At 40.3% G+C, this 25229-nt stretch carries 26 protein-coding genes and 2 tRNA genes; 8 read left to right on the forward strand and 20 right to left on the reverse strand.

Going from position 1 to position 25229, the window contains the following annotated elements:
- The first annotated feature begins 48 nt into the window (after nucleotides 1-48).
- Nucleotides 49-450 carry a hypothetical protein gene (locus tag EF384_RS05565; RefSeq protein ID WP_148076702.1) on the forward strand — a complete coding sequence of 134 codons (402 nt, stop codon included), beginning with the start codon at nucleotides 49-51 and terminating at the stop codon, nucleotides 448-450.
- Nucleotides 451-726: 276 nt separating this feature from the next.
- Here EF384_RS05565 and EF384_RS05570 read toward each other — a convergent pair whose 3' ends face one another.
- From EF384_RS05570 to EF384_RS05585, 4 genes are all read right to left on the reverse strand, one after another.
- Entirely contained in the window at nucleotides 727-1437 is a 711-nt protein-coding gene (locus EF384_RS05570) for a LysM peptidoglycan-binding domain-containing protein (protein WP_123780091.1), read from the reverse strand.
- A 536-nt stretch (nucleotides 1438-1973) separates the two neighbouring features.
- Nucleotides 1974-2045 (reverse strand) — tRNA-Gln (locus EF384_RS05575).
- Nucleotides 2046-2053: 8 nt separating this feature from the next.
- Nucleotides 2054-2134: transfer RNA gene (locus EF384_RS05580), tRNA-Tyr, on the reverse strand.
- Nucleotides 2135-2241: 107 nt separating this feature from the next.
- Entirely contained in the window at nucleotides 2242-2982 is a 741-nt protein-coding gene (locus EF384_RS05585; protein WP_123780093.1) for a pseudouridine synthase, read from the reverse strand.
- Between the two features lie 150 nt (nucleotides 2983-3132).
- On the opposite strand from EF384_RS05585, the gene cdaA reads away from it, so the two are divergent.
- The 3 genes from cdaA to glmM all read left to right on the forward strand — a co-directional run bounded on the left by cdaA (nucleotide 3133) and on the right by glmM (nucleotide 6781).
- The gene (gene cdaA / locus EF384_RS05590) at nucleotides 3133-3984 is read left to right on the forward strand and encodes a diadenylate cyclase CdaA (protein ID WP_123780095.1); all 852 of its coding nucleotides are present in this window, start codon (nucleotides 3133-3135) and stop codon (nucleotides 3982-3984) included.
- The gene (locus tag EF384_RS05595; RefSeq protein WP_123780096.1) at nucleotides 3977-5284 is read left to right on the forward strand and encodes a CdaR family protein; all 1308 of its coding nucleotides are present in this window, start codon (nucleotides 3977-3979) and stop codon (nucleotides 5282-5284) included. The genes cdaA and EF384_RS05595 overlap by 8 nt, the downstream gene beginning before the upstream one ends.
- A gap of 129 nt (nucleotides 5285-5413) precedes the next feature.
- Entirely contained in the window at nucleotides 5414-6781 is a 1368-nt protein-coding gene (gene glmM, locus EF384_RS05600; RefSeq protein ID WP_123780098.1) for a phosphoglucosamine mutase, read from the forward strand.
- Nucleotides 6782-6847: 66 nt separating this feature from the next.
- On the opposite strand, the gene EF384_RS05605 is transcribed toward glmM, so the two are convergent.
- The 6 genes from EF384_RS05605 to amaP all read right to left on the reverse strand — a co-directional run bounded on the left by EF384_RS05605 (nucleotide 6848) and on the right by amaP (nucleotide 10109).
- A complete protein-coding gene (locus EF384_RS05605; protein WP_123780100.1) occupies nucleotides 6848-7612 on the reverse strand; it encodes a MerR family transcriptional regulator in 765 nt (254 codons plus the stop codon).
- A gap of 112 nt (nucleotides 7613-7724) precedes the next feature.
- Nucleotides 7725-8042: a membrane protein insertion efficiency factor YidD gene (gene yidD / locus EF384_RS05610; protein ID WP_255421239.1), complete on the reverse strand. Its 318-nt coding sequence runs from the start codon at nucleotides 8040-8042 to the stop codon at nucleotides 7725-7727.
- Nucleotide 8043: 1 nt separating this feature from the next.
- Complete coding sequence (locus EF384_RS05615; protein ID WP_123780104.1) at nucleotides 8044-8622, reverse strand: DJ-1 family glyoxalase III; 579 nt, start codon at nucleotides 8620-8622, stop codon at nucleotides 8044-8046.
- A gap of 108 nt (nucleotides 8623-8730) precedes the next feature.
- Nucleotides 8731-9192: an Asp23/Gls24 family envelope stress response protein gene (locus EF384_RS05620; RefSeq protein WP_123780106.1), complete on the reverse strand. Its 462-nt coding sequence runs from the start codon at nucleotides 9190-9192 to the stop codon at nucleotides 8731-8733.
- A gap of 101 nt (nucleotides 9193-9293) precedes the next feature.
- On the reverse strand, nucleotides 9294-9518 hold the full coding sequence (locus EF384_RS05625; protein WP_123780108.1) for a DUF2273 domain-containing protein: 225 nt from the start codon (nucleotides 9516-9518) through the stop codon (nucleotides 9294-9296).
- A 12-nt stretch (nucleotides 9519-9530) separates the two neighbouring features.
- On the reverse strand, nucleotides 9531-10109 hold the full coding sequence (amaP, locus tag EF384_RS05630) for an alkaline shock response membrane anchor protein AmaP (RefSeq protein WP_123780110.1): 579 nt from the start codon (nucleotides 10107-10109) through the stop codon (nucleotides 9531-9533).
- Between the two features lie 172 nt (nucleotides 10110-10281).
- Here amaP and EF384_RS05635 point away from each other — a divergent pair, with 172 nt between their 5' ends.
- Nucleotides 10282-10848 carry an NADPH-dependent FMN reductase gene (locus EF384_RS05635; protein ID WP_123780112.1) on the forward strand — a complete coding sequence of 189 codons (567 nt, stop codon included), beginning with the start codon at nucleotides 10282-10284 and terminating at the stop codon, nucleotides 10846-10848.
- A 320-nt stretch (nucleotides 10849-11168) separates the two neighbouring features.
- Here the strand turns inward: EF384_RS05635 and EF384_RS05640 are convergent, their stop codons facing one another.
- The 6 genes from EF384_RS05640 to EF384_RS05665 form a co-directional block, all read right to left on the reverse strand.
- The gene (locus EF384_RS05640) at nucleotides 11169-12008 is read right to left on the reverse strand and encodes an alpha/beta fold hydrolase (protein WP_123780114.1); all 840 of its coding nucleotides are present in this window, start codon (nucleotides 12006-12008) and stop codon (nucleotides 11169-11171) included.
- A 117-nt stretch (nucleotides 12009-12125) separates the two neighbouring features.
- The gene (locus tag EF384_RS05645; protein WP_123780116.1) at nucleotides 12126-13280 is read right to left on the reverse strand and encodes a VOC family protein; all 1155 of its coding nucleotides are present in this window, start codon (nucleotides 13278-13280) and stop codon (nucleotides 12126-12128) included.
- 26 nt (nucleotides 13281-13306) lie between these two features.
- Nucleotides 13307-14086, reverse strand: coding sequence for a 2-keto-4-pentenoate hydratase (locus EF384_RS05650; RefSeq protein ID WP_123780118.1), 780 nt, complete (start codon nucleotides 14084-14086; stop codon nucleotides 13307-13309).
- A gap of 12 nt (nucleotides 14087-14098) precedes the next feature.
- The gene (gene dmpG, locus EF384_RS05655) at nucleotides 14099-15109 is read right to left on the reverse strand and encodes a 4-hydroxy-2-oxovalerate aldolase (protein ID WP_123780150.1); all 1011 of its coding nucleotides are present in this window, start codon (nucleotides 15107-15109) and stop codon (nucleotides 14099-14101) included.
- Nucleotides 15110-15126: 17 nt separating this feature from the next.
- Nucleotides 15127-16008, reverse strand: coding sequence for an acetaldehyde dehydrogenase (acetylating) (locus EF384_RS05660; protein ID WP_123780120.1), 882 nt, complete (start codon nucleotides 16006-16008; stop codon nucleotides 15127-15129).
- Between the two features lie 20 nt (nucleotides 16009-16028).
- The gene (locus tag EF384_RS05665) at nucleotides 16029-16820 is read right to left on the reverse strand and encodes a 2-keto-4-pentenoate hydratase (RefSeq protein WP_123780122.1); all 792 of its coding nucleotides are present in this window, start codon (nucleotides 16818-16820) and stop codon (nucleotides 16029-16031) included.
- A gap of 237 nt (nucleotides 16821-17057) precedes the next feature.
- On the opposite strand from EF384_RS05665, the gene EF384_RS05670 reads away from it, so the two are divergent.
- Both EF384_RS05670 and EF384_RS05675 read left to right on the forward strand, forming a co-directional pair.
- The gene (locus tag EF384_RS05670) at nucleotides 17058-17828 is read left to right on the forward strand and encodes an IclR family transcriptional regulator (protein WP_158607415.1); all 771 of its coding nucleotides are present in this window, start codon (nucleotides 17058-17060) and stop codon (nucleotides 17826-17828) included.
- A 120-nt stretch (nucleotides 17829-17948) separates the two neighbouring features.
- On the forward strand, nucleotides 17949-18680 hold the full coding sequence (locus tag EF384_RS05675; protein WP_123780126.1) for an MIP/aquaporin family protein: 732 nt from the start codon (nucleotides 17949-17951) through the stop codon (nucleotides 18678-18680).
- Nucleotides 18681-19457: 777 nt separating this feature from the next.
- Here the strand turns inward: EF384_RS05675 and EF384_RS05680 are convergent.
- The 4 genes from EF384_RS05680 to EF384_RS05695 all read right to left on the reverse strand — a co-directional run bounded on the left by EF384_RS05680 (nucleotide 19458) and on the right by EF384_RS05695 (nucleotide 24098).
- Nucleotides 19458-20837: an L-cystine transporter gene (locus tag EF384_RS05680; RefSeq protein ID WP_123780128.1), complete on the reverse strand. Its 1380-nt coding sequence runs from the start codon at nucleotides 20835-20837 to the stop codon at nucleotides 19458-19460.
- A 28-nt stretch (nucleotides 20838-20865) separates the two neighbouring features.
- The gene (locus EF384_RS05685) at nucleotides 20866-21798 is read right to left on the reverse strand and encodes a LysR family transcriptional regulator (protein ID WP_123780130.1); all 933 of its coding nucleotides are present in this window, start codon (nucleotides 21796-21798) and stop codon (nucleotides 20866-20868) included.
- Between the two features lie 98 nt (nucleotides 21799-21896).
- Nucleotides 21897-22991 (reverse strand): PLP-dependent transferase, encoded by a 1095-nt coding sequence (locus tag EF384_RS05690; protein WP_233487782.1) that lies wholly within the window; start codon nucleotides 22989-22991, stop codon nucleotides 21897-21899.
- 237 nt (nucleotides 22992-23228) lie between these two features.
- On the reverse strand, nucleotides 23229-24098 hold the full coding sequence (locus EF384_RS05695; protein ID WP_123780135.1) for a VOC family protein: 870 nt from the start codon (nucleotides 24096-24098) through the stop codon (nucleotides 23229-23231).
- A 275-nt stretch (nucleotides 24099-24373) separates the two neighbouring features.
- Here EF384_RS05695 and EF384_RS05700 point away from each other — a divergent pair, with 275 nt between their 5' ends.
- Nucleotides 24374-25186, forward strand: a complete 813-nt coding sequence (locus EF384_RS05700) for a ZIP family metal transporter (RefSeq protein WP_123780137.1) — start codon at nucleotides 24374-24376, stop codon at nucleotides 25184-25186.
- Nucleotides 25187-25229 lie beyond the last annotated feature (43 nt).

Here is a 25229-nt window from a genome sequence, read left to right on the forward strand (position 1 = left end):
TAGAGATTATGTATGAAGAACAAGGTTACATAAAGTGAGGGTAAATTTATGAAAAAAGTTTTTGGTTTGATATTTTTCCTTTGTGTGATGTTTTTAGTTGGTTGTTCAAGCGAAAGCTCTTTTTCACGAGAATTTAAGGATGCAGCAGCATCAGAGGGTATCTATCTTGACAGCTATGCGGCGCAAATATGGTTTGATAAAGATGGCGTAAAGTTTGAGGGATTAACCATGAATACTCCTGACGACGATGCAGAAGAAGTTACGACGATTCTTCCTTTAGAAACCGAAAAATACTACGATTACGATATTACAAAAGAAGATGGCGACTTGATCCTTTCAGTTGTAACGGATTCAGATCCAGTAACCTATACCCTTGAAATACAAGGGCCACGACTATTATTTGATAACACCAATGATTTAACTTATAAATCTTCGTATGCATTTGAATAAAAGCTGATGCTCAAAGAGCGTTGGGCTACTTATAAAAGATGATTCCGAAACGTTATCGGAGTCATCTTTTTTTCTATCGATGTATTTTTACTCCGATTCCCCAATGACTTCGGTTTCGCTCAAAAATTATGTGCCGAAAACCTACACAAAAAAGTGCTGATGAGCTTGAATAAAATCCCACCAACACTATTTATAATAGAAACGAAAAAGGTGCCAGGTTAAACCTGACACCCTTAAATTGTATGAATATGTCTAGCAATGAATGCTATTTTTATCTTAGTACCAACCGTTAGCTAACCAGAAAGCTTGAGCTGCTGTCCATGAACCGTAACGTTCAGCTACATATGCATCTGCTGCTGCTTCTTGTTCAGCTGCTGAGGCACCGTATGCTACTAAACCAGAGTTTAATTGGTAACGACCGTAGTAACCACCTGCTGCGTTATAAGCTGTGTATGATCCACCTGACTCTTTTTGAGCAATCCACTCTTTAGCTGCTGCTTCTGAACCAGAAACAGTAGATACAGTAGTAGTTGCAGCTGGTGCTTCATAAGTTGTTTCTTCTGCTGCGTAAGTTTCAGCTGGTGCTTCATAAGCAGTTTCAGTTACAACTTCTTCGGCTACATCATATGTTGTTGCTTCAGCAGTAGCTGAATCTTCAACTGTTACTTCTGCAACTTCACCAGTAGCTTCATCTGTTACGAATGAAAGTTTAGTACCTGGGAAAATTAAGTTAGCGTTTTTGATGTCGTTGATAGCAACTAAATCATTAACGTCTACAGATGCTGCAGATGCGATAACACCTAATGTATCTCCGTATTGGATAGTGTAAGAAGTAGTTGATCCGTCAGCAGAAATTTCTAAGTCTGCTACGACTTCATTAGTTGAACGTGCTGTCCAAGTTGATGCTTCTACACCGTTGTTAGCTGTTACTGCGAACAAACTTGCTAATGCAAATGATGTGCCTAAGATAATTTTGTTTAATTTCATAATTTAATACGCTCCTTATTCAATTAAGAATACTTTTTAAATGTTTTATTTAAGTTGTTATGGTCTTGCCTATGTTGTGGTGCTGCTCTTATTGGCGCACCTTCGCTAGATGAAGCTCATATCTTCTTATCTACAAGCAATATCTTAGCACGGGGATTTTTTGAATGCACTAAAATGGGGCATCTGTTAATGGCTCTTAACTGACCTGCAACCTAAAACCGGACTTTTGCAAAGATTGTGTAAAGCTGTAATATTTCTGTAATATTAAATTTGCGACTTTTTTCCTTAAAAGTGATAATCCCGAAAATTTCACAATTTCTGTAACAAAAGGCTTGATTTTATTGGTTTTTAATATTTTCAAACAAACAAATGTTTAAAAAACGTTGATATATCAACACCCTTTAATGTTCGCCTTTAGAAATACCCCTGTAACAAAAGTCCTTTTCTTTGTTAAATTACCTTTTTTAAAAGCTATTTGTACAAATGACGGCATAAAAAAAGACCGAACCGAAGTTCAGTCTTTACGTTTTATAGTACTGGGATAGCTGGATTCGAACCAACGCATGACAGAGTCAAAGTCTGTTGCCTTACCGCTTGGCTATATCCCAATGTAGAATGGAGGGAGAAGGATTTGAACCTTCGAACCCGAAGGAACGGATTTACAGTCCGCTGCGTTTGGCCACTTCGCTATCCCTCCAAATATCGTACTTGAATAGTATAGCATCTGAAAATAATTTTTTCAAGCATCTTTCCCAATTTTTTTTGAAATTTTTTCATGACGATCATCCGGGCAAAAATTACCCGTCAACCATTCCGTCTATTATATAGAAGAAACATGTCCATCACGGCCAATTTTTCCGTCTCATTTAAAGATCGATATGCCCCTTCAGGCAAGTCTCCCAAGTCTAACGGGCCAATTTTTTGGCGAAACAAATCTGTTACTTTCACCCCACAAGCAAGGAACATCTTCTTAATTTGATGGCGTTGCCCTTGAGAAATTCGGACAATCCCCGTCGACGACTGCGCACTAGCGGTTAGAATGTCGAGCGTCGCTGGCTTACACACCGTCCCGTCCTCAAAAACCACACCTGCTTCAAAGGCAGCCACCATTTTCCCATCCATCAAACCATTCACCGTCACACGGTAGGTCTTTTCGATGTCGAACTTGGGCTGTTGCAGGATGTAATGGAGCTGGCCATTGTTGGTTAAAAATACGAGTCCATGGGCGTCGCGGTCCAATCGACCTGAAATAGACAGATTTCCGGGGTTATCCTCAGGCGCGATAAGGTCTAAAACCGTTGGGAATTGGGCATCTTTATTGGCGGACACATAGCCTTTTGGTTTATGTGCAATGTAATAGGTATGGGTTATATTAGTTTCTAGGGGCACCTCATCTACGGTAATGGTCATCCAAGATGGATCCACAACGGTCCCAAATTCATAGACCACTTGCTGATTGACCAGAATTTTCCCATCTTTGAATAGGCGTTTGATTTCTTTACGCGTGCCTAGGTTGGATTCCAATAACAATTGACCTAGTAACATATGTTCACCCTTTTCCCTTTGAAGTATCTTGCGACATAAATAAGTGTTTATTATAGAACAATTTTTGCGAAATGTGTCTTAAATACCAATGAGCAATTTGCCACTATGGTATAATTTAAAGTGAAAAACAATAGAATGGAGGATAGATTCATGCAAATAGATTGGTCAAGCATCTTTTCATGGACAAATGTTTTCAATCTAATTGATATTTTAATTGTCTGGCTCTTTATTTTCCAGCTCTTAAAAATCTTGAAAAATACGAAAGCCTTCAATATTTTGAATGGCGTATTCATCTTTTTGCTGATCAAAATTATTTCTACCCTATTTCAACTGAAAACCGTTGACTGGATTATGAATAACATCATTCAATGGTCTGTTATTGGGGTAATTGTGATTTTCCAACCAGAAATTAGACGTGGATTGGATCATTTGGGTCAACAGTTCTTTGCCGGTAAACGTGAAGCTGGTGCCCGCAATCCGAATGAAAAAATGGTTCGCGACCTCGTTGAAGCGAGCGAATACATGAGTAAACGACGGATTGGTGCCCTTATTTCCATGCAACGTTCTCAACCTTTGAATGAATATGCGTCTACAGGGATTACCCTGAATTCTGCTATCTCATCTCAATTGTTGATTAATATATTTATTCCGAATACACCTTTACATGATGGGGCTGTCATTATCCAAGATATGACGATTACTTCAGCCGCTTCCTATCTGCCTTTGTCAGAAAACCCTGATATTCCTAAAGAATTGGGTACACGACACCGTGCAGCCGTTGGGTTAAGCGAAGTTACTGACGCCTTAACGATTGTTGTGTCGGAAGAGACTGGGGGCATTTCGGTTGTTGAGCGTGGTGAAATCACCCGCGACTTGTCGAAAGATGCGCTATATAATATTTTAGCTGATAACTTTATTCATAGTAGTGACGAAGATAATAGTGATAATTTCTTATCCAACTGGTTTAACCAATTAACAGGAGGTGGCAAGTCGGATGATTAATAAATTTTATAACAACAAAATTGCTTTATTATTACTGTCCTTATTCTTGTCCCTTCTTTTATTTGTTTACGTGAAGGCAGAACAATATAACGAGAATCCGATTAGCTTTTTCCAAAATGTGAGCGAAGCGACAACGGAAACCATTTATAATGTGCCCGTCTATATCGATGGTAATGTGGATAATTACTATATTAGTGGTTTGCCTGATTCTGTTTCTGTCAGTTTGTCTGGGCCAAAAAATGTCATTGATCAAACCTTAGAAACAAATGACTTCAAGGTTGTGACTGAAGATTTAACTAATCTTGGTGAGGGTTCGCACTATATTCAGTTACAAATGGAAAACTTACCTGAATCTGTATCGTATGAAATTTCACCATCAAGTGTAAACATTGCAATCGACACAGTGCAAACAACTGATGTGCCTGTAGAGGTTGACGTGGTTAATAGTGATGCTGTTGCAGAAGGTTTTAGTATCGCTGATATTACGACAAATACGAGCACCGTTACTTTAACCGGTGCTACATCAGATATTAATAGCGTCAGCAAGGTATACACAAACGTGACGATACCAGATAATTTGAGTGAAGACTACACGACGACAGCAACCGTGATTACGGAAAATGCGGATGGCGATATTTTAAATATCAATACGGACCCAACAGAAGTTGAAGTGACTGTTTCTGTAGAAGCAGATGCTGCTGCGGTGCCAATTGAATTGGAAATCACCAATCAACAAGACAACTATACTTATGAAACAACCCTACTTGATGGTCCAAATGCTTCTTTATCTGGTGATTATGACGTCATCAATGCCGTTGAGAGCGTAACAGCAACGGTTGATGTAGCTGATATTACGGAAACAACGACGATTGATGCACCGATTACTTTGCCTACAGGTGTTGAAGCGGTGACGCCAACAAGTGTCCGTGTTCAAGTAGTCCCAACTGCCACAAGCTCTAGCTCAAGTTCTTCAAGTAGTTCATCTTCTAGTACGTCGAGCACTTCAAGTGCTAGCGCAAGTGCCAGTTCCAGTGCTGCCTCTTCTAGTGCATCGACGAGTAGTTCTAGCGTGATTGAATCTTCTGCATCCTCAACATCGAGCGAAGCAGCGAGTGAAGCGAGTAGCGCAACAGATACTTCTGTAGGTGTTGGCGATACGGATAACACTGATTTTACTGGTCTTGATCGTGAGGTTCAGGCCGATGAAATTAATAACGATGCGTCAACGAATGACGACAATGGTTCATCGAGTGTAAATGTTTTTAATGGAATACTTGCATTTTTCGCAAGTTTTTTCTAGTATTAACCAATACAGCCTTTTTCTAGTGATTGGTCACAGCAAATTGACCATCTGAGGTTTATTGGGAATCCATATATATATCAATGAATAAAATTGAAGCAAAGACTTCAACAATAAAAGGAGTAAATTATGAGAAAATACTTTGGTACTGATGGTGTTCGTGGTTTAGCAAATGAAGAGTTAACCCCTGAATTAGCATTTAAATTAGGTCGTTTTGGTGGTCACGTGTTAATGCAACATGCACCAGAAGGCATCGAACACCCTCGTGTTTTAGTAGCCCGTGATACACGTATTTCTGGTCAATTATTAGAACAAGCACTTTCAGCAGGTTTATTATCTGTTGGTATTGAAGTACAACAACTAGGTGTTATTTCAACACCAGCTGTTTCTTACTTAACACGTACAACAGGTGCGACTGCTGGTGTTATGATTTCAGCAAGTCACAACCCTGCACCAGATAATGGTATTAAATTCTTTGGTAGTGACGGTTTCAAATTGTCAGATGCTCAAGAAGAAGAAATTGAAGCTTTATTAGATCAAGCTGAAGATACATTACCACGCCCTTCAGCAGAAGGTTTAGGTACTTTATTCGCTAACCCTAGTGCTGTTGGTAAATACTTAGAATTCTTAGCTTCTACAATTACTGGTGACCTTTCAGGTATTAAAGTAGCGGTTGATGCTGCCAATGGTGCAACTTCTCCACTAGTAAACCGTTTATTCGCTGATTTAGGTGCAGACTTTACAACAATGGCAACTTCTCCAGATGGCGTAAACATCAACAAAGGTGTTGGTTCTACTCATCCAGAAAAATTACAGGAACTTGTAAAAGAAACAGGCGCTGATATCGGTGTTGCTTTCGATGGTGACGGCGACCGCTGTTTAGCTGTTGATGAAAATGGTAATCTTGTTGATGGTGACCAAATCATGTTCATCTGTGCAAAATTCTTAAACGAACGTGGCAAATTAGTAGATAACACAGTTGTTTCAACTGTAATGTCTAACTTAGGTTTCCACAAAGCCGTTGAAGAAGCTGGTATGAAAGCTCCTCAAACAGCAGTTGGTGACCGTTACGTAGTTGAAGAAATGCGTGCAAAAGGTTACAACTTAGGTGGAGAACAATCAGGTCACATCATCTTCATGGACTACAACAATACTGGTGACGGTCTTTTAACAGCTGTTCAATTACTATATGTATTGAAAACAACTGGCAAAAAATTATCAGAATTAGCTGGCGAAATGAAAACTTACCCACAAGAATTGATCAACGTTCGCGTAACTCGTGAAGGTAAAACTGAAGCTATGAACTCTGAAACAGTTCAAAAAGTCATCGCAGAAGTTGAAACTGAAATGGCTGGCAACGGTCGTATCTTAGTTCGCCCTTCAGGTACAGAAAACTTACTACGTGTCATGGTTGAAGCCCAAACTGACGAAGATGCACATGCATTCGCAAAACGTATTGCTGACCAAGTAACAGCAGAATTCGGTATCGAAGACTAATTTACTTCAAACTACATACAATCAAAAAACGAGATTGAGCCCTTGCCCAATCTCGTTTTTTTGTACTTATTTCCCTGCTAAATAGATTGTCATGGCGCGATGTAAAAAGTCGGTTGCACCTGGCGCAATCTTTTCATAGTAGGCTTTGAATCGGTCATCAGTTTGATACATATCAACAATGGCTGCATGTTTGCTAGCATCATACATACCATCCGGCCAATAAAAAGTTAGCCATTGGCGGTGTAAGTCACAAACCTCTTGCGCCAAATCGCTACTTGGATCTCCTAAAGCCACTGCCTCAGCCAATTTGCTATTTAATTGGTCATTCAATTCCTCAATTGATTGCCAGCTCGCTTCATCAGCATCGCGTAATTTGTCTTCGCTTGCATCCACAATATCACCCCCATATTTGGCGCGAATTTCGACCCCATATTGGTTTTCATTTTCTCGGATAACTGTTTCTTTCATTGCTTCAAATTTTTCTTCATTGGACATGGTCAGCCCCTCCTTCTCTGCTATTAGTGTCTTATTCACCATATGGATGAGTGTATCCAACCGTTGCCGTTCCTTATCTAGATACGCTAAATGGTCAGATAATGCTCTTTTCACATCAAAATCTGGTGCATAAATAATTTGCTTAATCGCATCCAGCGACAAGCCCATTTCTCGATACAACAAAATTTGTTGCAAGCGGTCCAAATCTGCCTGCGCATATAAGCGATAACCCGCATCTGAATAATCACTCGGCGTCAGCAAACCAATGCTATCGTAATAACGCAACGTTTTGTGCGTCAAGCCGGTCATCTTAGCTACTTGTCCGATTGTATACATTTCACTCACCTCACTAATAGATTAAGGGCTGCCCTAGGGTAAGGGTCAAGCGTTTTTGTAAAAAAAGTTGGACCGATTTTTCTCAGCCCAACTTTATCATAGTATCTTTAAATTAATGGTCGTGATGATGATCATGTTGGTGTTTTTCCATTTGCATAATCATATATGCACGGTCCTCATCCGACATTTCCTCGCGATTCCGCTTCAAACTGAAGTGATCCGGAACCGGGTCCAAGCCCCCCGGAACCATCGGATTACAACGCAAAATCCGTGCCGTACCCATCAACGTCCCCTTGCCTGCCCCGTGCTTATTAATAGCCTGAATCATGTACGTCGAACATGACGGATAATACCTGCACGTTGGTGGGAACATAGGCGAAATATACTTTTGGTAGCCTCGTACCATCTTAATTAATGTCTTTTTTGCCATCCTACGCCTCTTTTTCCCCTTTTTCAACCATTGGTAATAAAAGTGCATCTGCGATTTTCTCAGCAGCTGCCTCACCTTTTAATAATTTGATAATGTCCAATGCAAAATACACCGCTGTCGCCGGACCACGAGAAGTTAATACTTTATGGTCTGCGTCGTAAAAGGTAATATCTTCATGGAAATGCTTGTAATTCACACGGTCCTCGAAACCAGGATAGTTCGTCCCGTCTAAATCACCAGCGATACCTGCCGCATTCAGTACAATTGGTGATGCACAGATGCTTGCGATATATTTTTGATTGTCATATTGTTTGGCAATCAAGTCTGTTACACGTTTGTCTCCCGCCAATTTCTCAGCGCCTGGACGTCCACCGGGTGTAATCACCATATCGTAGGCATCGACATCGATGTCATCTAACATTTTGTCGGCCATAATCTCAATCCCATGGTCGCCAAGTGTGGAAAGACCCTCATTAATTGATACGATATCAACCGGAATATCCGCGCGACGCAAGTAATCGATGACGGTAATTGCTTCTACTTCTTCGTAGCCTTCGCCTAATAAAATCATTGTTTGCATGATAAACCCTCCTGTCTGCTCGTCTGCTTTAGACATATCTTAACGGATTTTTCGCCATAAGAAAAGGACCGACACTCGTCGATCCTTGTTATTGCATGTTAGAAAAAATTATTCTACGCGAGAACCATCTGCGTATTCACCATTTTGGTGGGCACGACGACGTTCCTCAGCTTGTTTGCGTTGCTCTTCAGTTTGTTGTTTTTGATAATCAGCACGTGTCATCACGTCGCTCACATTCATATTCACTTCAACAACTGTTAAACCAGTCATACGTTCAACATTGGCTTTAATTTTTTCAATTGCTTGGTTAAATGCAGCTGGAATATCTTTACCATATTCAGCGATTACAGATAAATCAACAGCAACTTCTTTTTGACCGACTTCAGCGCTTACGCCTTTAGTCTTATCGTCGCCACTAGAGAAGAGACTTTTCACACCTGATGTGAAGTCACCTTTTAATTCTAAAATGCCATCAACATCTTGAACAGAGTTATTCGCAATACGTTCTAAGACGCGAGGTTCAAAAGCTAATGTATTTTCGTGTTGTACTTGTTCATTTGTTTCTGCCATTATAAATTCCTCCTATTTTTGTCGTTGGTCTAGCCAACAGGTTCATAACCTATAAGTTAACTATACCGTGAATATTTCATCATTTCAAATGATACGGGTTATTATCTGGTAAAAAAGCGAAGCCACTCGCGAACATCCAATTTACCATCGAAATATGCCCCTACAAGGTAGCCAATACCTGCAATGATAAATACCAGGGCGGCTGTCGCAAAGTTGAAAATGACCCATAATAAGGCGAATAAGAAGGCCGATAATAAGCCGACAATCCGTCCTTTATATTGGCGCCATACTGCCTTTAATTGTGTATGATCATTTCTTTCTGACATATTATCCCCTCCTTACTGTACGCGTGGTGCAGCGGCTTTTTTCGCTTGATTTGCCGCTTCAATACTTGCTTGACTCAATTGTGTTACCTTAACGTCCACGTCTTTGACAGGCACACCCATTGTTGTTTCAATGGCGTGTTCTACATGACTTTGCACTTGGTTTGCCAAGTTAATCACGTCTGCCACTTCATCCACTTGGAAGTTCACTTTTACTGTTGTATCTTCCGGTGATTTACCAAATTTGGCTTTGGCAGTTGGGAACTTCACGCTAGGTAGATGTTGAATAGACCGAATAGCCGTATCTTCAACTGAACGTTTCGTAAATGTTAATTCCCCTGTTTCCGTCTTCACCAATAGATTGTCTCTTTTTCCCGGTGCGAAAACTGCTTGTAATAAAACAAATAGGATGACCAAAGCTACAAAAGCTAAGGCGCCCAGCATCGCCCAGCGACCGTATTCATTAGCTAGGACGACGTCTTGTACAAATGGGGTCAAATATTGAATTGGATAGAAGATTGCGATGGCAAATAACAATGCCAAGAATCCTACCAAGGTTAATAAAATTTGTAAGTACCTTCTAAATGTACCCATTGGATCTCCTCCTACGCTATATAATATAAATTATCATAATTAAATCTTACAATAAAAGTTATCAACATTGCAAACAATCTGCATAATAATTCGAATTAAAAACAAATTATTTCAATTAATCATCAAACCGTGCTAAACTAGGGGAAATCAAGCACATAGAAGGAGAAAAAAGATGAAAACTGTTGTAATTAGTGGATCGAACGTTGGTACAAAATCTCGCGTAGCCGCAGATGCCTATATTGAACAAGCGAAAAACTACCGCCCTGATGCGGATATTGAATTAATTGACCTTGCCGAAAAAGATATGATGTTTTCTGATGGTCGTAACTATTTTGAATATCCTGGTGATACTGGTGAGGTATTAACTACCATCATGGCTGCGGACGTTTTGGTCTTATCAATGCCAACCTTCCAAGCCTCTTACCCAGCAACAGTGAAAAATCTTTTTGATTTATTACCTGTTAACGCCTTCCGTGACAAAGTAGTCGGCGTCATCAACACCGCTGGTTCACCACGTCACTACTTAATGGTAGAAACACAATTGATGCCAATTCTTCATTATATGAAAGCAACAGTTGTCACAAAATACGTCTTTATCGAAGACCGCGACTTCAGCCGTAACGAAATCGTCAACGACGACATCATCTTCCGAATGGAACGCTTAGTCGACGACGTCTTCACCATGGCAGACGTTCAAGCCGAAATCATGGCCAAAAAAGACGCAGAATACGGATTTTAAGAACAGGATGCGACAATTAGCGCTAAGACCCAAACACTGGAAGACTATTGCAGTGACACACGCAGTGTAGCGCAATATAGTCTGAAGTGGAGTTGGGTCTGCTAATTGGAGCTCAACTCCAGGATGCGAGCGCGGGCGTTTAGACAGGTACACTGGAGGGAATATGCAGTAGCAAGCGCAGCTTGCTGCAAATATTTCCGAAGTGGAGACCTGTCTGCCCAAGCGAACTCAACTATAGGATGAGAGAAAAAGCATCCACCCAAACAAAAAACGACCGCCAGCGCGAAGCTAGCGGTCGTTTTTCTGTAGGTATAATAAAATTAGCTGTTTTGTGCGATAAAGTCATTCACTAATTCAGCGAATGGACCTGATTTTTCGATTTGTACCCAGTGGCCACATTGACCAAATAGGTGCAAGTCAGATTTTTCAATCAAGTTGCTTAGACGTAATGATGTTTCTTTTGGCACAATCTTATCATCGCGACCATGTACTAATAATGTACGGTTGGTAATGGTTTTGAATTTTTCATCCGGGAATGATAAGTTGTTTACTGATTTTTGACGTGGATATGGGAACATGCTTGAGAATGCTTCGTGGAAACCTTCTTCGCGGCTTGCTTCATAACGTGTTGTGATCAACTCTTCAGAAGCAAATTTTTTGTTGTAAGTAAATAAATCAACTAGTTCAGCCATATGGTCACGTGTACCTTGGTAACCCCATACTTCATTCAAGCCGTAAGGGATATCCATTTCAACACCCATGGCACCCATGGTAATCAATAAGTTCGTACGTTCTGGATGATTTAAAGCCATAGAGAAAGCTAATGAACCACCAAATGAGTTCCCTACAAAGTTCGCTTTTTCAATGTCTAAAGCGTCCATGAAGTCCACAATTTGTTGTGTCCATAATTCGATACCATAGTTTACTTGGTCCCCTGTTGGTTTATCAGAATAACCGAAACCAATCATATCTAAAGCATACACATGGTTTTGTTTACCAACTTCTGGTAATACTAAACGCCAGTTAGCGTATGCTGAAACCCCAGGGCCTGAACCGTGGATAAAGATTACTGGTACGCCACCATTTTCTTGGCCAACCTCTAAGTAGTTTGTATTAAAGTTACCTGTTTTTACACTATTTTGAATTTCTGGTCTTGTCATATTTCTTCCTCCTTCGCTAAATCGCTGCCTATCAGTCGCATAAATTGAATGAACACCTATATTATAGGTGTCCATCCTTTTCTATGCGTCTAGTTGTTCCACATAGCAGAACGATTATTAAACTTCACGTGGTTCAACAGTGTCAGTATCGAATGTTAAATCTGTTAAGTCGTTACGCCCAATTGGATTTTCACCACGGTATAACTCATCAACTTTGGCATCACTTACATCGTAGATGAAGTTTGCTTGTTCCAATTTGTTTTTAATTGGCTTGTTGTATACGTTCAATGCTTCCTTAGGATCTGTTACTTGAGGTGTACCGTAACGGAAGTAAGTTTCTGGAAGTTCGCCACCAAACCAAATGATTGCGCGTTCTTTGTCTTTTTCTGTCCAGATAACCGGTTCCCAGTCTGGTTCGAAGATTAAGTATCCAGAGTCACCGAATAATTCAATACGGTTTCCACCTGGTTCAATGATGTACATACATAATGCTTGAGAAACCCCATGTTTTAATGGACCAGCTTCAATTGGAATACCCCATTCCACACAAGCTTCAGCTAAGTCATTTAAATGTTGCGGTAAACCATACCAGTAAGCTAAATGGTGTAAACGACCGTGTTGTCCTAATTCATCACCCATCAAAGCAACTTCATGCACTAATGGTGATACAGATAACCAAGTTGCAAAGTATTCTCCATCTGGTTTTTGCACTGCTTCACGTAAGTTGAAACCTAATGCATCTAAGAAGAATTCATGGTTTTTATGAACGTTATCTGGATGTGTTAATAAGTTAATGTGGTCGATACGACGAACTGGCACACCACGTAATGGTTTTCTTTGAGAACGGTTGATTAAGCCTGATTGTAAATGTTCTGGTGCTTTGTAACGTTCAACTTCCCAGAATAATTCTAATGTATGGCCATCTAAGTCTTTGAAGCGGTAAGAAGGACCAAAACCATAGTGATCAGTGATCCATTCACCTTCAATACCTAACTCATCTAAAGCAGCAACACGACGGTCTAAAGCAGCTTGTGAGCTTGTACGGAAACCAGTGTAAGCTAAACCAGCTTCATCAGCAGCCGTTAATTTTAACGAGTATAAGTAAGTATCTTCGTATGCACGTAAGTAAACTGATTTTTCATCACGATGCACTACAGTCATACCCATTAATTTTGTAAAGAAAGCTAATGATTCTTCAGGTTTTGGTGTGTAAAGTTCTGCAACTGCTAATTGGTGTACGTCAAAGTTTAATTCTCTCGCTGTGTTTGTCATAATAAATTCTCCTTTATCTTATATGATTATTTGACAGTAAAATGTAACGATTCTAAGTTTTGAAATTTCACTTGAATCGAATCGCCGCTATTCAATGTAACGGCTTGACCTAGAGCGCCAGTTAAAATAGGTTGTCCCGCTTTGACACTTTCGCCACGCTTGGCTAGCTGATTAATCAGCGATACCAATGCGTTAATGGGACTGCCTAGAACATTACTTCCTTGACCATTACTAATCACTTCACCATTTACCAAAATCTGTGCTGTTTCGCTTTCAATGTCTATATCCTCGAGTGCAAAAGCTTGCTCCGATAGATAGTAGCCACTGGCTGACGTATTGTCGGCGACGACATCCTGCAATTGAAATTTGAAGTCTTCATATCGACTATCAATAATTTCCACCCCACTGAAGACAGCGCTTACATTTTTAGCGACGTCTTCAGCAGTGACAGGACCCATCATGTCTTTTGCTAAAGTAACGACAATTTCTGCTTCAATTTTAGGATGGATATAGTTATCGACCAGTATGGTATCGCCAACAGATCCATCCGCAAAGATGTAGCCATATATTGGTTGATTTACCCCCATTTGGGTCATCTTGGCTTCAGAGGTTAAGCCCAATTTTGGTGCCAACACCCTGCTACCGTGCATGCGTTTCAACTGAATGAGCGCTTCTTGCACATGGTAGGCCTGATCCAGAGATAAATCAATTGCTTGTGTATCGACAATGGATGAGATGGCCCTTTTTTCTTTCTGGGCATCATACAATTCCATCGCGATCTCGTGTATCAGTGAGTCTTCATTCATAATCCTCCCCCTCTATTCTTGCCTTTTGGATAATTGTGCTGCGATATCCATCACCATATCCTCTTGCCCCCCTACTACACCAATTTTTCCTAATTCCATTAGAATACTTCTTGAGTCGACATTGTATTTCTTACCAGCTCTTTGCGCGAACAAGCGGAAGCTTGAGTACACACCAGCATAGCCTAAAATTAACGAGTCATTGTCGATGATGACTGGTTCTGGTAATAATGGTGCAATAATATCTTGCGCCACGTCCATTATCTTGAATAAATCAACGCCAGTTTGGTAGTTCATCTTATCTAAAACTGCTACCAATACCTCCGTTTGCGCATTTCCGGCACCAGCACCCATACTACGGGCTGAACCATCTACAAAACTTGCGCCAGCTTCAACAGCTGCAATCGTATTACCAATCGCTAAGCCCAAGTTATTGTGGGCATGGAAACCAACTTTACAGTTTAAGTTTGCCACTAGCAATTCAATACGTTCTTTCACTTCACTTGGTAGTAAAGCCCCTGCAGAGTCTGTACAATACACCACATCTGCACCATAGCTTTCCATCAATTTCGCTTGTTCTAGTAATACTTCTGGTGAAGCCATATGGGCCATCATTAAGAAGCCAACTACTTCCATACCTAATTCATTTTTGGCAAATTTGATATGTTCAGCCGAAATATCTGCTTCAGTAACATGTGTCGCAATACGCACCATGTCTGCACCAGCTTCTCGTGCTTCTTTTAAATCATCCAAAGTCCCTACACCAGGTAAAAGCAAACAAGCAATTTTTGAAAATGGTGAATTTTCTTTGGCTGCACGAATCAATTCAATATCAGAATCTTTTGAAAAACCATACTGGATAGATGAACCACCAATACCATCCCCGTGTGAAACTTCGATGTATGGTACTTTGGCCTCATTCAATCCCTTGGTTACTTCAATTACTTTTTCTTTGGTGTATTGGTGGCGGATGACATGGGAACCATCTCTAAGCGCTACTTCAACTAAGGTAATCTCTTGACTCACTGTAATTCCCCCTTCACTCATGCTTGATGAAATACTTTATCCGCAAGCTCTTCAGCAACACCAACAGCTGAAGCTGTCATGATGTCTAAATTGCCTGAATACACTGGCAAGAAGTCACCAGCACCTTCAACTTCAATAAATAAGGTGATTAAATTGCCTTCAATAATTGGATCTTGACGTAAATGGTAACCAGGTACGTAAGATTGAATTTCTTTCTCACGTTTTTTAATCGAAGCAACAATCTTTTCTTCATCCATATCTTCTGGATCAACCAAGGCATATACCGTATCACGCATCAAGATTGGCGGTTCCGCTGGGTTTAAAATGATAATGGCTTTCCCTTTATCAGCCCCACCCACGATTTCCAAGGCTTTTGATGTTGTTTCGGTAAATTCATCGATATTTGCACGTGTACCCGGACCAGCTGATTTACTAGAAATCGTCGCCACAATCTCAGCATATTGCACATGGGCAACATCCGAAATCGCTGCTACTAAAGGTGTCGTTGCTTGACCACCACACGTAATCAAGTTCACGTTCTTTTCATCAATATGTTCATCGATATTCACACTTGGTGATACATACGGTCCAATCGCTGCTGGCGTTAAATCTAACATGATGATCCCTAATTCTTGCGCCACTTCATTATTATGATGATGGGCACCCGCTGAAGTAGCATCGAACAAGATTTGCGGTTTATTTTCTGATGCTAGTAAACCATCAATCCCTGTATCAATTACTTCAAGTCCGTTTTCCGCAGCTAACTTCATACCGCGCGACTGTGCATCTATCCCAATCATATGGGTCACTTGCAACTTATCGCTCTTTAGTAGCTTCATCATCAAATCTGAACCGATATTCCCAGAACCAATAATGCCGGCCGTTACTTTTTCAGTCATCTTATCTCCTCCTGCCTCGTTTACGCTTCAAAACGAATGGCTACCTCGCCTAAACCTTCAGAAAACTCACATGTAAATGCATCACCAGGATTTGCTGCAATCGCTGCAGATAAGGCTCCTGATAAAATCACTTCACCACCCTTCAATTGAATATCAAATTGCGCTAACTTATTGGCTAACCAAGCCACACAATAGGCTGGATCTCCTAGCACCGCTGCCCCGTTTCCTTCATTCACAAATTCACCGTTCTTGTATAACTTCATCGTCACACCGATACGGTCAATCTCCTCAGGCTTGAAACGTTTATCTGACAAAATGTAGAAAGCAGAAGAACCGTTATCCGCCACCGTATCCGCTAGCGAAATCTTCCAATCCTTAATTCGACTATCCACAATCTCAATTGCCGGTACAATAAATTCGGTTGCCTTCAGCACATCCGCTGTCGTCACATCCGGTCCAGCTAAATCTTCCTTTAAGATGAAGGCTAATTCTCCCTCCACACGAGGTTGGAGTACTTTGTCAAAAGGAATTACAGGATTTGCTGACGTAACCTCCATATTGTCAAACAAATGACCATAATCGGGTTCATCCACCCCCAAAGACTCCTGCATAGCCTTAGACGTTAAACCAATCTTTTTGCCGACAATCACTTGTCCTTGATCTAATTGTGCCTGGACATTTGCCAATTGCACGTGGTATGCTTCTTCAACCGTTAAATCCGGTTCTACACTAGTAACTGGTTGCGTACTTTCATGATCTACACTAGCTTTGGCTAATTGCGCTGCTAGTTGGGAAATCTTGGCGTTCGTCATCTTAGATTCCTTCTTTCTAATTACTTGTATCGCTTTGTTAGTGTTATTATATGTAAGCGCTTTTATAAAATAATAGAATAATTCCGCTATACGGTACAAAACGAATTCTAATTAAGTTATAATGTAGAAAAGGCATTTAATTGGGGAAATTATACGTAAGTTATGTAAGCGCTGCTATTTTTGCCGTTCCGATATGCGGAACACCTTTTCAGTAAGATTCAGAAAGGAATGTATCTGGTGACCGAATCAAATAATGATCAATTAAAGTCCGTATCTAACGCCCTGCGTATCTTGGAGTACTTCTCCAATACCCGCACTGTCATCTATGTAAGTGAAATTGCTAAGGAGATGAATCTCTCTAAATCAACGGTTAGCCGTCTTGTTCGAACCTTGGAAAAGGAGAAATTCCTCGAGAAAGATATCTATTCTCAAGGCTATATCTTAGGGAAAAAGATACTTGCGATTGCGGGGGTATTATCTAATACCAACGAAATCTACCGCGAATTAAGCCCTGTCCTCTCCGATATTGTCCAAGCAACCAAAGAAAGTGCCCAAATTGCCGCCCTAGACGGGACGGATGTTTACTATATTAGTAAAATCTCTGGCCCCTATTATGCCGATATCAATACCCAAATTGGCCTCAAACACCCATTTCACGCAACTGGTACCGGTAAAGTGCTCATGGCCTATCAGGATGAAGCAACGATTGACGCTGCCTTAAGCCAAGACCTCGAAGCCTTTACCGAACACACCCTCACCAACCCTATCCGCGTCCGCAAAGAATTAAGCAAGGTAAAAGAACAAGGTTATTCCCTTTCAATAGAAGAAATGACATATGGCAATTACTCACTTGCTTTCCCTGTCCGCAATTATGAGAACAAAGTTGTATGTTCTTTATCAATTGTTGGTCCCTTGTCTCGGGTCAATAATCAAAAATTAAAAGAATACATGCATATTTTACGTGATGCTACCATGGATGCGTCTGAACGCTTGGGTTATGAGCCATAAACAATATTGTTTTATTTTAATATTTTGACCGATTACTATGCAAAAAAGTGATGACACGTTTGTTGCAATTCGCTATACTCTGCGTATCTGGCTTTTTGGCCACACAATAGGAGGAAACATATGGAATTTTCACTAATGACGCGCTTTATCGCGGAGATCATGGCAACTGCATTGCTGATTATATTGGGGAATGGTGCGGTAGCCAATGTTGAGTTGGATGGTACAAAAGGGACCAAATCTGGATGGTTAGTCATCGCATTTGGTTATGGACTTGGGGTTATGATACCTGCACTTATTTTTGGTTCTATTTCAGGTAACCACATCAATCCAGCCTTTACAATTGCCTTGGCCGTATCTGGGTTCTTCCCATGGTCAGAAGTAATCGTTTATATCGTTGCCCAATTAATTGGTGCTATCATCGGTCAATTAATTGTCGTGTTAATTTACAAACCATACTATGATTTAACAACAAATGTTGATTGTGTATTTGGTTCTTTCTCTACAACAAGCAATTCACCAGGTCCTTGGTATGGATTTGCCAATGAATTCGTTGGTTCATTCATCTTATTCTTCGGTGCCTTAGGTATTACCAAAGCACCGTTCTTCGCAGACTTCCAAGGTTCTGCACACTACGGAATTGGTTTCTTAGTAATGGTACTTGTTGTCTCAGTTGGTGGTCCTACTGGTCCTGCCTTAAACCCAGCGCGTGACTTAGGTCCTCGTTTGGTACATCATTTCTTACCATTAAAACACAAAGGTTCTTCTCACTGGGATTATGCTTGGGTACCAGTTGTTGCCCCTATCTTAGCTGGGATTGTAGCCGTTGCTTTATACAAAGGTTTATTCCTATAAAATATGACACTCTTTTTCAACACATGCATGCCGTCAAACAGACGATGTGCATTTTTTTTATTTAAGGATGTGAGGACCGACGCTCAGAAAGCCACCGGTGGAAGATTAGGGCAGACGATGACGGTAGTCATCGGCAATCTAATCTGAAGCGCAGGGCTTTCTGGAGGTCCGAGCTCAACTTTAGGATGTGACAATAAGCGCTTAGACCCAAACACTGGAAGACTATAGCAGTGACACACGCAGTGTGGCGCAATATAGTCTGAAGTGGCGTTGGGTCTGCTTATTGGAGCTCGACTTCATAGGATGTAAGGATTGGATTCGATCAAAAGAGGGCTGAGGCCCTCTTTTCATTTTGGTTTTTAGATGTGATTCAGTAGATTTCACACTGATAGTTGAGGATTGTATTTATTGAATTTAAAATAACCGCCATTCGAACACTTCAGGGCGTTGAAGTGTTCAAAATGAAAAAATTTGCGTCACACAGAGGGCTGTGTGATTTCTTTTTATATAGTTGAATCACACAGGCAGTTTTGTAAACCATTTTTTCTCATAAAGGTTCACAAAACCCCTTGAAAGAATCAATATCTACTTTTATCCATTTTGATAAATAACATAATGTATTTTTTGCTTTATTAGTATTGAATAGAAATGCTGTTGATCATACGCCTGAGATTTCAAGACCACTAGAGGTTGGTGGTTGATGCGGGCAAAGAAAAAATGCGTAACCCCAGCAATAACTGAGATTACGCATTTTATAGCGCTTGTTCTTTTCACCAATTAGGCTACTTCGATTTGTGCATCCGGGTTGTTGAATACTTCTTCGTCTAGCGTACCTAAACGTTTTGAAGTTACGACACCTGCTAGGATTGAATCGTTTACGTTTAAGGCTGTACGGCCCATGTCTACGATTGGTTCGATTGATACCATCAAACCGATGATTTCAACTGGTAATCCTAATGTACCGAAGACGATTAATGATGCGAATGTTGCACCACCACCTACACCGGCAACACCGAATGAAGAAATGACTACAGTACCGATAATTGTTAACCAAACCATTGGATCAGATAGGTCTAAACCGACTGTTGGTGCAACGATTGCAACCAACATTGTTGGGTAGATACCTGCACAACCGTTTTGACCGATTGATAGACCAAATGTTGCGGCAAAGTTTGCTGTTGCGTCTTCAACACCTAGTGATTCAGTTTGTGTTTCGATATTTAATGGTAAGGCACCACCACTTGAACGTGAAGTGAAGGCAAAGCTCAATACATTACTTGCTTTCTTGAAGTAGTTGATTGGACTGATCTTGAAACCTGCCAAAATAATTGCATGGATAGCAAACATGATGATGATCGCTACATAAGCTGCAACCACAAATGTTGCCATGTTGATTAAGGCTTGGAAACTAGATGATGCTAATGCTTTTACCATCAATGCGAAGATACCATAAGGTGCCATACGCAATACTAACGTTACGATTCTTGAAACGATGACGTCAAAAGTATCGATCATTTTTTTGAAGTAGCTTGCTTCTTCTGGGTGTTTCTTCGCAATACCTAGGTAGGCCACACCTACAAAGGCTGAAAAGATCACTACGGCCAAGTTAGAAGATTGGCGTAAACCGGCTAAGTCTTCAAAAATGTTTGTTGGAATAAATGATAAGATTTGTTGCGGTAATGTTGTATCCGCAATTTCAGCTTGGCGTTCTTGGATATATGCGATACGCGCTGTTTCAGCTGCGCCTTGTGTAAATTGGGCACCATCTAAATTGAATAATAAAGCAATTGCTAAACCTACGAATGATGCGATGGCTACGGTAATAATTAAGATCGATAGGACACTAGCCCCAATTTTACCTAAATTATTTCCACCCTCTACACGAGTAAAGGCACGAACTAATGATACGAAGATCAAAGGTACTACTAACATTTGCAAGAAGCTTACATAGCCGTTCCCTACAATGTTGACCCAATCTAAAATTGTTGTCGTTGTACTTGAATCTGAGCCAAATAATAATTGAATAGCAATACCAAATACAATACCAATACCTAAACCAATGAATACACGGTTAGCATATTTCACGTGTTGGCGAGCTAAACGGTTCAAGAATAAAAGTACAAGCACAAATACGACAAGTGTTAATACGACTGCCATTTCTTTTCCCCCAATATAAAAATATAATTTATGCTGGTTCATCACCAGCAACATCAATTACATCAGTTAATTGGTCAGCTAATATTTCAATGAAATGCTCGGCTTCAGCACTTAGTTTACGGTATTTATTTTGAATATAAATCATATGGTTGGCCTCAGCATCAACGATAGGGATGGTACGCATCATATCGCGGAAGGGTGAAGTCAAAATACCCGTACCAACTAAGATAGCTTCCGTTTTGACAAGCACATTGATAGAAGTTGCCCGGTCACTAACGTAAATGGTTGCTTGTGTAGACTCTTCAGCCAAGTCAAGGGCTTCTTCAGTTAGTTGGGCTGAAGAACCTTGTGCTTGCTCGAAAGTAACAGATGGGTATGCTAACAAGTCGGCTTGCGTAACAGTTTCCCGGTCTGCTAAGGGATGGTTAATACCAACGAAAACGTGCGGCTGGAACGTACCCATTTCTGTGTATTGCAACTCATTGTGGTTTAAGTATTGTTTGATTACCTTTTGATTGTAGGCATTCATATACAAAATACCGATTTCTGAGTAGGCATTTTTCACATTTTCCATTACATGCGTTGTTGAAGTTTCCAACAAACGGTAATGGTGGGTATGTTCTTCATCCGTTGCTAATAAAATCGCAAAGGCTTCAGAAACAAAATCATAATGCTGACTAGAAATAGAAAATAATTTCTTTTGATTAGCATCTAAATAGCGATTTTCCATGACAGAAACTTGTGACAGCACATCACGGGCGTAAGAAAGGAATTCGCTTCCTTCTTCAGTAATAAAAATCCCCCGTTTTGTACGTTCAAAAATTTGAATGTCATACTCTTCTTCAAGCTCACGAATGGCCGTTGATAAACTTGATTGTGCCATGAAGAGTCGTCTAGCAGCCTCACGGAATGACCCACTATCTGCAACAACAACCGCATACTTTAATTTTTGAAAATTCATGGCGTTCTCATCCTCCCCTTTTAACGACTACACTCACATTTTTAAATGTTACACTAGTCTAACTATTTTTACATTGAATCTGCTCACAAATGCACAAATTATACTTGAAAAGCTTGATTGATATCCGCCACAAGATCTTCGCTATTCTCAATCCCTGTAGAAATACGTAAAATCTTGTTAGTTAGACCATATTTGGCCCGCAATTCAGTCGGAATATCCGCATGCGTTTGCGTCTCTGGGTAGGTAATTAAACTCTCAACCCCACCCAAACTTTCTGCAAAGGTAAAAATATGCAACTTGTTCAAAGCATCTTTAATGATTGATTCATCCTTCACCGCAAAGGTCACCATACCTCCACGTCCAGCATAATACACTTTTTCAACTGCATCGTGTGCTTCTAGCGCTGCAACCAATGCCTTGGCGTTCTTTTCATGTTGTTGTAAACGAACAGCCAGTGTTTTTAAACCACGGATAATTAACCAACAGGCAAACGGATCTAACGTAGCACCTGTTGTATTTAATTGGAATGTTAATTTTGTATTGATAGCTTGGCCTTTGCTGACCACTAACCCACCTAACACATCATTATGACCGCCGATATATTTGGTCGCAGAGTGTAGGACGACGTCTGCCCCATCTTCTAAAGGTCGTTGGATAACTGGCGTATAGAACGTGTTGTCAACTACTACAATCGCGCCCACGGCATGTGCTTTTTCCGAGATTGCTTGAATATCAAATTCTACCATCATTGGGTTTGTTGGGGTTTCAATGAAGACTAATTGTGCACCCTTTTCAATTTCAGCGTATAACTCAGCTTCATTTAAACAGTAAGTAAAGTTGTAGAAGCCTTTTTCTTCTAAATGATGGAAATAACGGTATGATCCACCGTATAAATCTTGTAAGGTCACAACACGGTCACCAGAATCTAATAAACCTTCAATAACTAATTGGATGGCAGCCATACCAGAAGATGTCGCAAAACCTTGTTCGCCGTTTTCCAAAGCAGCAATTGCTTGTTGTAAAACGTCACGAGTTGGGTTAGCTGTCCGCGTATAGTCATAACCAGTAGATTGGCCTAAACCAGGATGTTTGTATGCAGTTGAGAAATATAGCGGAGTGTTAATTGCGCCATAAGATTTGTCGCTACGGTTACCAATTTGTGCCAATACTGTTTCAATATGTTTATCCGTCATGATTATTACCATCCTTTTCGAAATTATGCAAAACCGGAATTATCGCTTTTGCCAATCATACCACTCATTTCTTCGTTCTTATTTTCGAATATATGAACGATAGTGTTAAGAATAGACGAACACACGCTGATAAGTATAGTATAGCCCTATTTTCGCCAACAAAAAATGGCTAGGAAAATAAATTTCCCAGCCATTCTTGGTATATTATTTATTCGAAAAAATGTTTGTCGCCTAAAATTATTTGAAAGCTACGTAAACTGTTACGCCGTTAGCGTCTTTTGCAGTTACTAAGTTTTCTTCTTCAGCTACAACACGGTTGTTTGCTTTTAATTTTGCAACAATTTCGTTGTATAAATCTTGGTTATGGTAAGTCAATGTGTATGCTGCTAAACCAGTTTGGTCATCAGCGTAAGGTACCATACGTTCTGAACCCCAAGTATTTACAGCAACATGGTGATGGTAGTTAGTGTATGAAGTAAAGTGAACATTACCAGGGAAGCCCATTTGTTCTACTAATTGCAATTCATCACGTAAGAAACCAAAGAATTCTTCTACTTTATCAGATGATAAGTGTAAGTGACCAATGATTGTGCCATCAGGGAAGAATGCTTGTGGTTCGTCAGATGAACGGCTAGCCAATACACCTTCAGCATCCATAGGTTCAGTCACACCTACAACACCACCATTTGCATCATGTGTCCATCCGTCAGATGAGCGGTCAGAGTAAATTTCGATACCATTGTCTTCTGGATCTTGTAAGTATAAAGCTTCAGAGTATGCGTGGTCAGATGCACCAGAAAGTGGTGTTCTGTTTAATAACATACGGTACAATACATCACCTAAGGCTGCGCGGTTTGGTAATAACCATGCAGTATGGTATAAACCATTTTTAGGACCAGTGATTAGTTTGTAGTCTTTAGAACCATCTAAGATTAAAAGTGGTGTTTCTTCGCCTTTCATACCCAATTCCACAATACCAGGTACTTCTTCATCTTTTAAGATGTGTAGACCAATTGCTTCATTATAGTAGCGTTTCATTTTGTTTAAGTCTTTGACACGGTAAGTAACCGTTGAAATTGTTACGTCGTTAAAAAATTTCTTTTCCATTGTGATACCCCTTATATTAAGTTATTTTATGTTTGTTTTGTTTAATGTATGGTTTACTTGGTTGTCAATCTACTTACTTTTTGTAAGTACACGAATAGTATACCCTATTTTACATGTTTGGTAAACACTTCTTGCTCATAATTTCGTTAATTTATTTTTCTTAATGTTTTTGGTGAACCGAAATATTTTTGCGAAACTTTGCTAAATTTAATGAAACGTTACGCCAAATGATTTATAATAAGAATGAACAATTAGAAAAAAGGAGTGACTCAAAAATGTTAGATTGGTTTGCAAATGCCAACCCCGTTTTACAAGCCACGCTTGCCGGCGTATTCACTTGGCTCATGACGACACTTGGCTCAGCATTAGTATTTTTCTTCAATGATATTAACCGTAGAGTCCTTGATATAATGAATGGTTTTGCCGCTGGTGTGATGATTGCAGCAAGTTTCTGGTCCCTATTAGCGCCCTCTATTGAAGCCTCAGTTGAAGCAGGCTGGGGTCGTTTAGCCTTCTTCCCTGCCTTAGTTGGTTTCCTCGTTGGTGGTCTATTCTTACGTGGTATTGACTATATCACCCCCCATTTACATATGGGTAAAAACAAGACAGATGCCGAAGGGCCTAAGACCAAGTTACCTGCAACAACCCTACTATTCTTGGCTGTAACTATCCATAATATCCCCGAAGGATTATCTGTCGGTGTTGGCTTTGGTGCCCAAGAATTAGGCCTATCTTCTCTAGCAAGCGCCATGGTACTAACCATGGGTATTGGGCTACAAAACTTCCCTGAAGGTGCAGCCCTATCAATGCCAATCCGTGCTGAAGGTGCCAGCAAATGGCGTGCTTTCCAATTAGGACAAGCTTCTGCTTTAGTAGAAATCGTTGGTGCTGCGATTGGTGCGTTACTTGTTTCACAAGTTACCGTTATTTTACCATATGCCCTAGCATTTGCAGCAGGTGCGATGATCTTCGTCTGTGTGGAACAATTGATTCCAGAATCTCAATCACACGGTAACTCAGATATCGCAACCATCGCTTTGCTAGTAGGTTTCGGTGTCATGATGACATTAGACGTAGCCCTAGGATAAAAAAACAGAGTGCGACAAAAGTTGCCCAGCTTTGGAACGTTGG

This window comes from Aerococcus agrisoli (genome assembly GCF_003797145.1).
Lineage (GTDB): Bacteria > Bacillota > Bacilli > Lactobacillales > Aerococcaceae > Aerococcus > Aerococcus agrisoli.